The organism is Paenibacillus antibioticophila (assembly GCF_000455265.1).
Lineage (GTDB): Bacteria > Bacillota > Bacilli > Paenibacillales > Paenibacillaceae > Fontibacillus > Fontibacillus antibioticophila.
Map to the genome: position 1 here is coordinate 1,828,210 of NZ_HG005139.1, position 13,367 is coordinate 1,841,576.

General features: G+C 46.4%; 13 protein-coding genes and 1 pseudogene. 13 read left to right on the plus strand and 1 reads right to left on the minus strand.

Annotated features, from left to right (window positions below):
• From ribD to TX85_RS08370, 3 genes are all read left to right on the plus strand, one after another.
• The coding region (gene ribD, locus TX85_RS08360; protein ID WP_044478637.1) for a bifunctional diaminohydroxyphosphoribosylaminopyrimidine deaminase/5-amino-6-(5-phosphoribosylamino)uracil reductase RibD at positions 1–868 on the plus strand (868 nt) is incomplete at its 5' end.
• Positions 869–999: 131 nt separating this feature from the next.
• A complete protein-coding gene (locus TX85_RS08365) occupies positions 1,000–2,139 on the plus strand; it encodes an amidohydrolase family protein (protein WP_233500656.1) in 1,140 nt (379 codons plus the stop codon).
• Between the two features lie 45 nt (positions 2,140–2,184).
• Positions 2,185–2,481 (plus strand): hypothetical protein, encoded by a 297-nt coding sequence (locus TX85_RS08370; protein WP_044478638.1) that lies wholly within the window; start codon positions 2,185–2,187, stop codon positions 2,479–2,481.
• Between the two features lie 100 nt (positions 2,482–2,581).
• Here TX85_RS08370 and TX85_RS27940 read toward each other — a convergent pair whose 3' ends face one another.
• Complete coding sequence (locus TX85_RS27940; protein WP_262362621.1) at positions 2,582–2,707, minus strand: hypothetical protein; 126 nt, start codon at positions 2,705–2,707, stop codon at positions 2,582–2,584.
• Between the two features lie 293 nt (positions 2,708–3,000).
• Here TX85_RS27940 and TX85_RS08375 point away from each other — a divergent pair, with 293 nt between their 5' ends.
• From TX85_RS08375 to TX85_RS28070, 10 genes and pseudogenes are all read left to right on the plus strand, one after another.
• A complete protein-coding gene (locus TX85_RS08375) occupies positions 3,001–3,789 on the plus strand; it encodes a hypothetical protein (RefSeq protein WP_044478639.1) in 789 nt (262 codons plus the stop codon).
• 173 nt (positions 3,790–3,962) lie between these two features.
• Positions 3,963–5,909: an ATP-dependent DNA helicase gene (locus TX85_RS08380; RefSeq protein WP_044479912.1), complete on the plus strand. Its 1,947-nt coding sequence runs from the start codon at positions 3,963–3,965 to the stop codon at positions 5,907–5,909.
• Between the two features lie 63 nt (positions 5,910–5,972).
• Positions 5,973–6,623, plus strand: a complete 651-nt coding sequence (locus tag TX85_RS08385) for an alpha/beta hydrolase (protein ID WP_233500657.1) — start codon at positions 5,973–5,975, stop codon at positions 6,621–6,623.
• Positions 6,624–7,393: 770 nt separating this feature from the next.
• A complete protein-coding gene (locus TX85_RS08395) occupies positions 7,394–8,155 on the plus strand; it encodes a hypothetical protein (RefSeq protein WP_044478641.1) in 762 nt (253 codons plus the stop codon).
• 285 nt (positions 8,156–8,440) lie between these two features.
• On the plus strand, positions 8,441–9,358 hold the full coding sequence (locus TX85_RS08400; protein WP_148444350.1) for a hypothetical protein: 918 nt from the start codon (positions 8,441–8,443) through the stop codon (positions 9,356–9,358).
• 160 nt (positions 9,359–9,518) lie between these two features.
• A complete protein-coding gene (locus TX85_RS08405; RefSeq protein WP_233500658.1) occupies positions 9,519–10,793 on the plus strand; it encodes a winged helix-turn-helix domain-containing protein in 1,275 nt (424 codons plus the stop codon).
• 13 nt (positions 10,794–10,806) lie between these two features.
• On the plus strand, positions 10,807–11,817 hold the full coding sequence (locus TX85_RS08410) for a GNAT family N-acetyltransferase (RefSeq protein ID WP_044478644.1): 1,011 nt from the start codon (positions 10,807–10,809) through the stop codon (positions 11,815–11,817).
• Positions 11,818–12,008: 191 nt separating this feature from the next.
• A complete protein-coding gene (locus TX85_RS08415; RefSeq protein WP_187375132.1) occupies positions 12,009–12,665 on the plus strand; it encodes a glycosyltransferase in 657 nt (218 codons plus the stop codon).
• 181 nt (positions 12,666–12,846) lie between these two features.
• Positions 12,847–13,161: pseudogene (locus TX85_RS08420) on the plus strand (LacI family DNA-binding transcriptional regulator); the annotation flags it as partial.
• Positions 13,162–13,202: 41 nt separating this feature from the next.
• Positions 13,203–13,301 carry a hypothetical protein gene (locus TX85_RS28070; RefSeq protein WP_324607079.1) on the plus strand — a complete coding sequence of 33 codons (99 nt, stop codon included), beginning with the start codon at positions 13,203–13,205 and terminating at the stop codon, positions 13,299–13,301.
• Positions 13,302–13,367: the final 66 nt, after the last annotated feature.

Below are 13,367 nucleotides of genomic sequence, written 5' to 3' on the forward strand. Positions count from 1 at the left end.
GGAGCCTTGCTCGCATCATGGCCGGACCGGTCCTTGTGCAGAAGCGCTTATTCACGCCGGGGTAAAGCGGGTCGTTATTGCTGCCCTCGATCCTAATCCGCTAGTGTCCGGGCGGGGAGTCGCCCTGTTGGAAAACGCCGGAATCGAAGTAATAAAAGGGATCTGTGAGCAAGAATCCACTCAGATGAATGAGGTATTCAACAAATACATTGTCACCAAGCGTCCATTTGTCACCCTCAAGGCTGCATCAACGCTGGATGGCAAAATTGCCACCCGCACAGGCAGCAGCAAGTGGATTACATCAGACGCTGCACGGGAGGATGTGCATCGGCTGCGGCATGTGAACCAGGCGATTCTGGTGGGCGTGCAAACAGTGATTGCGGATGATCCGCAGTTGAATACTCGGCTTCCGGGCGGGCGGAGCCCGATTCGTATCGTGCTCGACAGCACGCTTCGCATCCCGGAGCATGCCCGTATGCTTGGCGATGGAGAGGCACCGGTCTATATTTTTGCCGGCGCTCAAGCGAATCTCTCAAAGAAGCAGCAGCTTGAGGATCGGGGAGCAAAGGTGTTTATTACCCAGGGCGAACGGCCTGATCTGGCAGAGGTGCTGGATGTGCTGGGAGGTCTGGAGATATCCTCCTTGTTGGTAGAAGGGGGCGGCGAGGTACATGCTTCCTTTATAAGCCAGGGATTGGCGGACAAATTAGTGCTCTATATAGCGCCCAAGCTGGTAGGCGGAGCGTCGGCACCGGGCTTTATCGGGGGACAGGGAGTCAGCATGATGGATCAGGCCATTCCTTTGCGGGATATGCAGGTTGAAATGCTAGGCCCGGATTTAAAGCTGGAGGGGTACTTTTCCAAGTAATAGATTTTATTATATCTGAAGTTATGTGGTCAGCAATCCATAATGGGGTTGCTGGCTTTTTATCTTCGTTCCAGAAGTATGGAATGTGGTATAATTTATGGAAAAGTTTCAGATGAAGTGAGGAGATTCATATGACCAAAAGGTCGATGGTTTATATGCTCGTTACCGTCGTCATTATCTTAATGGTTACTTTTAGCCTGTGGAAGAAGATGGACGAGCTATCTGAAAATAGGCCGGTCACGACGACTTCTTCTCCAACGGACTCATCTCTCACTACTTCTGAAACCGCAGCGACTGACGCGGAGAGCGATTCGACAGAGACCGAAGTGAAAAGTCTGTACGAGCTGGTTGCCGAGTACGGCGATTTGCAGCTTGTCGACGCGCATAATCATGATGCTAGCGGATTCGCCTATTATAAGATGCAGAGGAACTGGGAGCATTCCAGCGTCGACCGAATTGTTCTTTTTGGAGATGTGTCCGAACCTTCAGCAATCAAGACGGATGAAATTGCCTGGGGTGCTTATCAGGAAGCTCCGGAGCGGTTCATTCCATTTTTCTCCGGAATCAATCTTCTGGACGAGTCTGGACTTCAGACGGTACGGGACAATTTGGAGAAAGGGTATTTCGGGATCGGGGAAATTGCCGCAGCCTCAACCTATTCTCCCGCTTTGGCCCATGTTGCTTGGAAAACGAAAGATCCAATGGATGGAATCTTACCGGACATTTACAAGCTCTGCGCAGAATATAAGGTACCCGTGTTATTACATATTGACCCTCCGAATGGCGCACCCGTCTTCAAACTGGAGGAAGCGCTCGAGGCCTATCCCGATACGACATTCATATTTGCTCATATCAATGCTCATAATTCACCGGACAATGTCGAGTCTTTATTAGAGAAGCATCCAAATCTGTACGCCGACTTTTTTGCCGGTTTTACGGCATTCAATCCGGAGAGCGCTTACGAGCTGGAGGATTTTGTTCCAGTCATTAAGAAATTCCCGGATCGGTTTCTATTAAGCACGGATTCCGGGTACGGTTTGTCCGGAGGAGAAGAGAAGGCTATCGAAGGAATGTATCGCCTTATGGATGCTTTGGATGATCGCCAAATCGCTCAGCAGGTTGCTGGCGGTAACCTTGAAGAGTTAATTCGTATCCAGCCCGCAACAGACACGCAGCTTGAAGCGCTTCGCAATCTGCCTGACATGGATCGGGATTTGACGAACCTTACAAAAGAGGAAGCTGGGAAACTCTTGTCGAACAATAAGAAATGAGCGGGTAACGAATTACCCAAAACCAGATTGAATGGAGGAATATTTATGTTGTTCATCAATTTTTACTCTGGGTTGACTGTTGTAGCTATCGTTCTGATTCTATCGATACTTTATAAAGGGGAGTTTAAGAATCGATTAGTGCTCAAGGATATCGGGAGTTATGTCCAATCTATCTCTATAGTTATAGCAGTAGGCTATAGCTTGGTGGTCTTGTCGGAAATGGGCGGTATCCAGGATTTTAGCGAGAAGCTTCATTACAGCCTTCTTCTTATTTTCTACGGTGTTCTTATCAATATATTATTGAATTTCTATATCCGAATTACTAAGAAAGCACTGAATTGACTTTAAGAGATAATAAAGCCCACCTAAGGCTGGAAGCCGAAGGTGGGTTTCTCTATTATCACCGTATTTAAAAAGCTGTATCAATCATTGCCGTTATTCGCTATTCGCTTCGCAGCGCTGTTACCGGATTTTTACGAGCGGCGAGCTTGGCCGGTATGAATCCGCCTAGGATGGGCAGCAGCACGTTCAGAAGGATCAACAATATCGCATGTAGCGGGTTCAGCAATATACTTCTCCTGCCTTTCCTATCCACCTTAATAATCTATGGTCTGTTTATTAGAGGTTAGCGTAACACATCAATATAAACTGAAAATGAACCGGAGAGCTGGTAAATTAGACGTTTTGAGCCAAACCTGTCGGCCACGCGCGCTCAAGGCGCTCAAGTAATATATGCATTGCTTAAAGAATGACATTATACCCTTGAAAAACTTCACTAGAAAATCCGATATCCTATGATACGATAGGGGGAAGCTGTACTTATTCGGATTTTATTGCTCGGAAGGAGATGTCAAGATCGCTATGCTAACGCTGGAGGTTCAAGATGAACAGGGCTTGGTAAAAGCCAGCCGGAGTGAAAATACCCACGTGAAGTTAGTCTATCCTAAAGGCTATGAGCCCGGAGACGCCGTTGTACTGCGAAGCACGGAGGTTCCAGTATATTTGGTCATTCAACTGGAGGATTCGATGCCGGCGGCATTTATTTATCTGTCGGAGGAAGCTTTCCGGTTTGCCATTCCGTACGGGGAGAAGAAGGTATCCTATTCACCAAAATCATTTACCGGGGAGATGCATGTAATTAGTGCACGTGCAGCGCTGCCGGAGGAGATTCAGGCCTATAAAAACCTGGCGCTCAATCCATATGACCAGCACTCCAATTCAAGCTGTTATCCTCATGCTGCCGCCAATGCAGAGACGCGAGGCGAATCGGTCTTTGCGGCCCGGAATGCGATTAACGGTAATACGGCCAATGATTCCCACGGGGAATGGCCATATGAATCCTGGGGCATTAATGGCCGGGATGATGCGGAAATTACAGTATATTTCGGAAGAAGAGTCATCATCGATAAGGTCATATTAACGCTTCGGGCGGATTTTCCGCACGATAATTACTGGGAGCAAGTTACCTTGTACTTCCCAGACGGAAGCTCTCATACGGCCTCGCTTGTGAAGAGCCGCCAACCGCAAGTAATCACGTTAGCTCCGCGGACTGTTGACCGGGTCACCCTTGGCGAATTAATCAAATCGGATGACCCTTCGCCGTTTCCGGCGCTGACCCAGATTGAGGTCTATGGAAGAGAGGCAAATTAATTTTTAACCGGCTGCGGGATGTCCGCCGCCGGTTTTTTATAGATTTTTCCGAATCCTTGCACAGTATTGCGCAAAAATTGGTGATCATGATAAAATTAACTATTTTAAAGACCGAAAGCTGAACGAGATTTTATTTGAACCTTAGAAGCAAGAAAGCAGAGGTATTTTATAACGTGGAATCTTACCCTTTTAGCTATGATCCTGGCACCCCTTTTATACAACAAGCGGCGGATTGGGTGGCGGACGTATTTTACGAGCTGCTGCCGGAAGCGGGCTTTGAAGTCCGGGATGAGCAGATCTATATGGCGTTTCAATTGGAAAAGGCATTTGCCGACAAACAAATCATTTTTGCCGAAGCGGGAGTAGGTACGGGGAAAACACTGGCTTATCTTCTGTATGCGGTATGTTACGCGCGGTACACGCGCAAGCCTGCGGTCATTGCCTGCGCGGACGAGTCCTTGATTGAACAGTTAGTCAAACCTGAGGGAGACATCGCGAAGCTGGCCCGGCATTTGGATCTGATCATCGATGCGCGGTTAGGCAAATCGCCGGATCAATATCTGTGCCTTAAAAAGCTGGATCAGGCGAGAATGGAAGCGAACTCGGACATCAATTGGGAAGAAATTGCGGCAGGTCTGCCTGGCTTCGTCAATTCCTCTGCTCCAATGCAGGTCTTCCATGCCTACGGAGACCGGAGAGACTATCCGCAGCTTAACGATGAACAGTGGAATACCATCAATTGGGATCCCTTTCAGGACTGCTTCACCTGCGATCGCCGCCACCGGTGCGGGCAGACACTGTCCCGGGATTATTACCGGCGAGCTGCCGACATCATTATCTGTTCGCATGATTATTATCTGGAGCATGTATGGACCTATGAAGGCCGCAAACGGGAGGGCCAGCTGCCGCTCCTGCCTGAGCATTCTTCCGTCGTATTCGATGAGGGACATCTGCTGGAATCCGCAGCCATGAAGGCATTCGGCTATAAAATGAAGCATACCACCTTCGAAGGGTTAATTACGCGTCTTCTGCAAAATGAGATCCGTGAATCCCTGGCCGTGCTGATCGACGAGGCAATTGTCCAGAGCGAGGTGATGTTTGACGCGTTCGGGCAATCCAATCTGCACGTCGCGGGGTCGGATCGTAGAGAAATCGTCTTGACCGGAGCATTGTTAAGCGAAGTGCGCCGGTTCCGGGACATCATTTCAGCAATCGAAGAGGAACTTGTCTTTGAAGGTGAGTTATACACGCTGGACCACTACCAGCTTCGTATTGTTGAGGAGCATATGGAGATGCTGCAAAAAGCGCTCCTCCTGTTCGAGCAGCCGGAGTCGTCGGTGATCAGTTGGGTAGAGGATAGTCCGGAAGGGCTCATGCTCTCTGTTATGCCGGGTACGGTTAAGGAAATGCTAAAAAAACAGGTGTTCCACCTTCGGATGCCGGTCGTATTTTCGTCAGCGACGATGGCAGTGGAGAGTTCTTTCCGTTATCTCGCAGACAGTCTTGGCATTGAAAGCTTCCTGTCCTTTTCAGTAGATTCACCCTATGCGTATCAAGAACAGATGGAGGTACTGGCACCACATTGGCCGCTTGCTGACGGATTCGACGGAAAGATGAAGGAAGCAGTACGGTTTCTGCAGCAAACGGGCGGCAGAGCGTTGATTCTTTTCCCGACTCGTGAAGAGCTTCTTCAGTTCAAGGAAAGGGCGAAGCTCGAACCGCTGCTGAAGGGGATGTCCTTCTACTATGAAGGCGACCGAGAAATCAGTCATTTGATCTCTGAATTCCAGCAGGAGGAGGAGAGTGTCCTCTGTGCGGTCAGTCTGTGGGAAGGACTCGATATTCCGGGGCCTTCGCTCATGAACGTGATGATCTGGTCGCTGCCATTTCCGCCGCTTGATCCTGTATTCAATGCTCGGCGAAAAGCTGTTGCCGATCCCTTTCAAGAGGTGGACATGCCTTATATGCTGCTGCGGCTACGTCAAGGCATCGGTCGGCTAATCCGTTCACGGGACGACTCCGGCATTGTCGTGCTGATGGGCGAAGAGCTTCGGACCCATCCCGAGGTGAGGGAAAAAGTGAGATCCGTTCTTCCCAAGGGTGTTGAGCTAAAGCCATGATTGAAGCCTTTGTCTCCTCTCATAGCACATGTACGGACAAATGCCGAACGGTGGTTTGTTCTTTTGGCCGGTATTCTGACATATCGTAATAACTTTGAAGCCGCAGCGTTCGAGGTTGCCCAAAGATATCCCGATGCAAAAATCGTAGTCATCTTTCCTTACGGGATGGCAAGTGGAACCAGCCGTTCTGTACTGCATCGTCTGTTAACCCGACAGCTGGCGCAGGTTGGATATGATCTGATCCATGGCCCTTCCCGGAGGGTGCGGCTTGTATCGGAAATCATTCGTGAACATATGGCGTCTGCAAATCAGCTTCTCCTGATCGGGCATAGTGCCGGCGGCGTGGTCGCGTATCGTTCCGGGCTTATTCTTGCTGAGAAGTATGGACAGGAGCAGGTGCGGGTCGTGGCTGTTGGAAGTCCCAAATTCCATTTGAGGGATATCCCGTTCAACAAGTGTTTCACTTATATCAGTGGTCGGAATCCGGACCGGATTACTAGGATCGGCAGCTGGCACAGGCCAGGTTCCCGGGTATACTGCGGAAAGCCAGGGCTGGAGATCCAGTTAGCCTTCAATCCGGGTAACTTGGGATGGCAGTATCATGCTTCTTATTTTCTCAAATCGGTATGGATGGATCAGAATCACGTCTCACATTCGAATGTGGAAGACCTCATCTCCAAAATTCATGAGCTACATCCAGAATTTGAGGGATGATGTGCTGAAATTTATTATAAGTTACGGCAAGATTTTTTGGTGGCGATCGGGGGAAATCCATACATGCAAGGATTTTAGCAGCTTCATTCAAGCGTCTCTCTTCGATTTTGACTTGCGGGTGGTTTGCCATAACGGCTGCATCCGTACCACAACCCATGAAAATACGGCGCTTTTAGCATGAAAATTTTGAGTACAGTCAACGTCGCAACTTTTGCAACTAACGCTTTGAAAAGGAGTTTGCTGGGACGGAGGAGCTACAAAACGAGGGTTATCTTCGCAGTTGGCTTTTGCTTGGAAAAACCAAAAGCCCCTCCCGCTGGTTTAGCGGAAGGGGCTTGCTCAAAAAAATGGTTATGGAGAGTCGGGTCTAGCTCAAGTTCAATTCTCTCGACCTTTCGACCATATTTGACGTGTATTTGCTTAATGGCTGTTTGCAAATAGTGTCTTTTGCGTTTCCGGGTGCGAGTCGGTAAGCATGTGCTGAACTGAGCAAGAGCTAGTCTGATTTACTATGCAGCAATTGGGGCAGAGGTGTTATCTCTCAACTTCTTTTCTGCTTCGTCCTTGCATCTAGCAAGAAGTTCAGTCTGGCTCTTGAACTCGGTACTGGAAGTATTTGTTGAGATGGGGGATTAATGCATTAAAAGTAGTTGTGTTCAATTGAAGATTGTAGATGTCTTGCCAAGAATAAATTTTAGCATGGTTATGTCCTTTCAAATCTGTACTGTGGTATTCAGTTATTAAATTTAATTAAACGGAAGGGGATTTTTATGCGCTCGAGTGAGTTTCGAAAGTGGAAGGATGATAAGGAAGATATTACTTTGTTCGTCAAATTTGTTGATTCGCGCTACTTAGAGGACTTGTTAAGTGGCAATTTATTTATGAATCCTTTAAAAGTCTTTATAGAACAAGAATTACGAGAGCAGAAGCGTGGGCAGGGGGACAAATTCGAAGGTGGTGTTGTCGGCGCAGTGACTAATTTTAGAATGTATGATTATGAAACCGACGAATTAGTTCATCAATTCAACGGACCTTCAATATTTAATTTACAACATCCGGATGTACAGAAAATTCCTGTTTTTTGTTTTACTGCATTTAAAAAAGAAGACTTTGAGGTACTAGAAGTACATGAGGATTATGCTGTTTGTGGATTAAGTATTCCAGGTTCAGATAAAGAAAAATTTATAGAAAATTTTGGTGACAAGGCGGTATTACTTCCAAAGGATTTCCCTCAACTTGTATGTAAGACCATAACAGATGACCATTTTGGCATGGTCAAAGATGTAAATTACGTTGATTACTCTATCGGTATGGTTAAGGAGCAAATACAAGATTTTAACGAAGGAAATTTGGGAATCGCATATTGGAAAGACAAGTTTTTCGAATATCAGCGCGAAGCACGATTTGCTTTCTCAACTATGCCCCAAGAGAAAGCATTCAAGTATAATATTGGAAGTATCCTTCAAGGATGTAGTGTGCTGGACACAAAAGACTTTTTTGATCAAGTAGGATTCATCCTCAAATTTGATTAAATAGACTTTTGAAATACTATCACTTGTTTATAGGTAAACAATCATAGGACAGTAATGAGATATACAAAGTACAGGCCATCCTCAAATAGGATAGCCTAAAACTTACCCATTACAGACAGCGCGGAGAACCGTATCATAAGTAACGGTTGAAAATAACTCTCGAAAATAGGGCCTAGATAATAGATCACGGATACGATTAATGTCTCAAGGTGTGTTTGAACGGTTCTTATCCTTTACGGACCAGTCGATAATTGAGACTTTACAAATTCATTGATTTGCGAACGTATGTTTGGTATTTTGGATATTAGTATCATATTCTATTTGAATGGTGGTAGAGTGCGTATGACTGAAATCTTAGTGACAGCACGTTCATTCTTACTTACACATGCCCGTTTATTGGAACGCCGATTATTTGAAGTTCTCTATGAAGGTGCTCATCCTGCTTTGGTCGGTAATGTTGTACGTGCCTATCAAAATTCTGATGGCGGCCTCGGCCATGCTTTAGAACCTGACGTTCGTTGTCCGGAAAGCCAACCGCTTCTCACTTCTTTTGGCCTTGGAGCATTAGAAGAGGCGGAGTATCGGAACTTAGAATTTGTAACATCTGTATGTAACTATCTTCAATCTGTGTCGGACAAGAAAGGCCTTGTCCCATTTTTTCTGGAGTCAGCTTATCAGTCACCTCTTGCAAGTCATTGGATGCATTCCACAGTATCACCGGGTCTTAACCCTACAGCTGAGATTTGTGGGCTTCTCCATTACCAGGGGGTAGAACATGAGTGGCTTTCTTTAGCAACAGAAACTTGTTGTGAAATGTTTGTTGAGGAGCCTCCTCTTGAAGCCCATGCTCTTTTATGCGCTGTCAGATTGGCAGAATACATACCCGACAGAGCAATGGCAGAAAATCTGCTAGATGTTATCGCTACAGCTCTTCCGCGTGCTAGTTTTTTCAAACTGGATGCTTCTTCAGATGCTTACGGGCTAACGCCTCTTCATTTCGCACGTAAACCTGGATCAATAAGCCGACCATTGTTTACCCAAAGCCAGATCGACAATCATCTTGAAGTTCTTACAAAACAACAATTACCGGATGGCGGGTGGCCTATTAGCTGGGAACCTCCAGGAACTGCTTCAGGATTGGAGTGGCGCGGTCGAGTGACTATAGAGGCCATTTGTAGGTTATCTGCATACGGAGTAATATAAGAGATTGAACTAAGGCCATCCCTCACAAAAGGATTGGCCTTAATTATTATTACGAATTTGCCTATTGTACAAATAGAGGCATCCTATAGGGATCGGGGTTTATCTGGCGTCCAAGCAAGAACAAATGTTTGTATTTTTCCTTTTCTTTTGAGCAAATACTTTGTATGATAAAAAAGGAGATGTGAAGTTCGGTATTGCATGGGACTCAGCCTGTACTAAATTAGAGGTAGGTGCGAACATGATTCAATTAACAAACCGCCAGGCACGGCAATTTCTGTTGTTGAAGCATGGACTTTTGGGTGAATTTAAATTTAGTGGGAAGCAGGGCGTAATGGACTTTGCCCGGCAGGTCGGGTGTATTCAATACGACCCCATCGATGTTTGCGGTAAAAACGCCGAATTAGTGCTGCAGTCGCGAATCAAGGGATTTACCAAGGGAATGCTCGCCGAGCTGCTGTATGAGGATAGAAGTCTTGTCGATTATCCTGATAAGAACCTGGCCATTATCCCCGTCGAGGATTGGCCGTATTTTGAGCGATACAGGCAAGCCGCGAGGCGGCATGCCGAACGCTATCCCGAAATGGAAGCGTTAATAACGCAGGTGCGGGATCATATCCAAAATCACGGTGTACTAAGTTCGGATGATTTAAAATTGGATGGAGATTTCTCTTGGCAATCGGCCATCCACTGGAGCAGTGGAACCAATTCATCTCGATCGGTGCTGGAGCAGATGTATTCGACAGGTGAGTTGATTATTCATCATAAAAAAGGAACGCGTAAATATTACGATTTGGCCAAGAATTACATACATCCAAATCTGCTGGATACCCCAGAGCCGCTGGAGGATGAACTTGAGCATTATAAGTGGCGGGTACTGCGCCGGATCGGTGCTGTTGGCCTTTTATGGAATCGTGCGTCAGATGCATGGCTGAATATATGGGGGTTGAAAGCCGAACAGCGCAACCAGGTTTTTCGCCAGCTATTACACGAAGCTCGCATTGTTGCTGTCGCCGTGGAACATATGAAAGATATGCTGTACTGCCGCGCTGAGGACTTGCCGCTTATTGAAGCCGTCCTGCAAAATCCGAAGCCGAAATTGCGCTGCGAGCTGATTGCTCCGCTAGACAATTTCATTTGGGACAGAAAGCTGATCAACGAATTGTTTGGATTTGATTATACCTGGGAGATTTACACACCTGCAATCAAACGAAAATTCGGCTATTATGTGCTGCCTCTATTATATGGAGAGAGCTTCATTGGCCGGGCCGAGATCATCACGGAGCGAAAAACGGGAACGCTCGTTGTAAAAAACATCTGGTACGAGAATGGTGTAAAGCAAACAACGCAATTACGAACAGCCTTGAACCGTTGTTTACAAAAGTTTGCCTTATTCAACGGGTGTGAGACGATTTCGGCAGAGTCTATGGATTCATAGGGGGTTATGGTGAATGGGGAAAGAGAAGATGAAGATGGTTACTTTTCAACACGCTCATGTAGAAGCAGCAGGGATGCTTCTGTCAGCGCGCCACGCTGCAGAACGAGAAAAGACACCCAGCTTGCCAAAATTATTTGAAGAACCGCTGCATGCCAGACAAGTAATCGATGCATTGCTAGAGAAGGAAAATGTTAGTGGAGTTGCTGCTTTCAGAGGCGCTGAACTTATCGGCTATATGTTGGGGAGGCTGGAAACGGACAAGCTGCGAGAGCGCCATACCTGGGTTGATTATACAGGTACAGCTATTGCGGCAGAAGAGAGCGCTGAACTTTATCGGGAAATGTATTCCGTGATTGGTGCGGAGTGGACCAAATCCGGTTCTTTCAAGCATTATGCTCTTGTGCCAGGCGGAGACACTAGGGCAATAGAGGGCTGGTTTCATTTAGGCTTTGCTTATGAACAAGTCCATGGTGTTCAGACCATACCTTCCGATATTTTGCTGCCCCCTCTGAATTCGGCTATTCATGTTAGAGTTGCAGCGGAAGCGGATGAGCGGGAGGTTCGCAAAATATCTACACTGATCATGGAGCATCAAGCGAAATCGCCGGTGTGGGCGCCCGCCTTGATCGAGGAGCGCGTGAAGCTGCAAGAGGGCTATGTCGAGTTGATGAAGGATCCTACAGCTTATTTTTGCATAGCCTCCCAAGGGCAGGACATTTTGGGATTCCAGGCGTTTTACCCAACTCAGAATTCAGATTTAAATATGATGCTGCCGGATTCTTGTATTTGTCTGGGTGTTGGAGCGACTGTTCCGCATGCAAGAGGAATAGGAATTGGAACTCATCTTATAAAGCATGGATTTGATCATGCGCGTAAAGCAGGATATACCAACTGCATGACGGATTGGAGAATAACAAATCTGGAAGCTTCGCGGTTTTGGCCAAAACAAAATTTTCTCCCTTACGCTTATCGGCTAGTGCGGCACATTGATCCCCGTATTGCTTGGGCCACAGGAAGAGCGTGAATTCGAATCTGCCCCTTAGAAAAGGGGTCTTTTTTATTTTCGTGCCACATATCGCCAATAAAGCCCATTGCAGCTCCGCCTACTTTTGGACCACCAACAGCTGCAAGAACAGCTGGGTTCGTATAGAACCAGGGCATTCTAAACATGATAAAACCAGTAGGTTATTCCAATGTATAAAGGAGCCGATAAGATTGAAGAACAAGTATTTACTAAAGGTGCTGTTAGCCTTAGCGCTCGTATTTAGCATGATGCCGGCAGGAGGAGCTGTGCGCGCAGAAGCGGCGGAAAAGAGTGATTCGATTTGCCTAAGTCCTAAAATGGTGCAATTGAAAGCCGCTATGCAAAAAGCATGGATCGATCATACGATATGGACAAGAAGCTACATCGTCAGCGCCATATCAAACCGCCCGGATCAGAAATACGTATTGGACCGGCTATTGCAGAACCAACAGGATATCGGAAATCTGATCAAGCCTTATTATGGAGAAGCAGCCGGTAATAAGCTGGCGGATCTTTTGAGAGAGCATATTTTGATTGCAGGAAAAATTGTAGCAGCTGCAATAGCGAACGATCAGGCAGCCTTGAAAAAATTAGACTCGGATTGGCATAAAAATGCCGACGCCATCGCCAAATTCTTAAGCGAGGCCAATCCCGACAACTGGACGTTTAAAGAACTGCAAGATATGCTCTACACTCATCTTCAATTGATTGAGGAAATAGTCATTAGTTGTCTCAAGGGAGATTGGAAGGCGGACATTGCAGCAACTGACAAAAATGAGATCCATATGATCCACTTAGCGGACATACTGACAGAAGGAATTGTTCAGCAGTTCCCTGATAAATTTTAGCGAATACTACTCACAAAGTCATATGCAGCCTTCCATGGATGATATTGCGGCCTTGTAAAAGGATATCATCCATGGAGGATTAGGAAAGACGGGTTGACAACTATATAACAGGTCTTGACTTATGGAAGGTTAAGTAGATTCAATGTGTAACCGGTTACCTATCTGAAGTGGAGTGAGGATAATGGCTTCGATCAAAGATGTTGCTAAGCTTGCTGGTGTGTCCGTTGCCACTGTATCCAGGGTACTGAATGATAAAGGATACGTAGGACAACATACAAGGGAAATGGTAGAACAAGCGATTAAAGAATTGAACTACAAGCCAAATGAGGTAGCTAGAAGTCTGTTCAAGAAGAAATCGAATACGATTGGCTTGATTGTGCCGGATATTATGAATCCTTATTTTCCCGAGTTAGCTAGAGCTGTTGAGGATACGGCTTCCAAGTTTGGCTACAACGTTATCCTGTGCAACTCCGATATGGCAATCTCTTCAGAGCGGTTTCGCCTGTAGCCGCAGTTATACTCATTGTGGCTGGTACTGTGAAGACAGATCCGATCGCCCTAGTAAAAAGAACATCGGTTCCAATGATCGCCGGTGTAGTGTTTATGTTCGTATTATCGATGATCGTATTCCTATAATCCCGAGTATCACAAAAGCGTGAGACAAATTCTTTAGGAGGAATTTTATTAATACATCACTTGAAG

Bases quoted from the DNA above. Each gene is read 5' to 3' on its own strand.
- TX85_RS08365 (WP_233500656.1), top strand. From the start codon at position 1,000: ATGACCAAAAGGTCGATGGTTTATATGCTCGTTACCGTCGTCATTATC.
- TX85_RS08370 (WP_044478638.1), top strand. From the start codon at position 2,185: ATGTTGTTCATCAATTTTTACTCTGGGTTGACTGTTGTAGCTATCGTT.
- TX85_RS08375 (WP_044478639.1), top strand. From the start codon at position 3,001: ATGCTAACGCTGGAGGTTCAAGATGAACAGGGCTTGGTAAAAGCCAGC.
- TX85_RS08395 (WP_044478641.1), top strand. From the start codon at position 7,394: ATGCGCTCGAGTGAGTTTCGAAAGTGGAAGGATGATAAGGAAGATATT.
- TX85_RS08400 (WP_148444350.1), top strand. From the start codon at position 8,441: ATGTTTGGTATTTTGGATATTAGTATCATATTCTATTTGAATGGTGGT.
- TX85_RS08410 (WP_044478644.1), top strand. From the start codon at position 10,807: ATGGGGAAAGAGAAGATGAAGATGGTTACTTTTCAACACGCTCATGTA.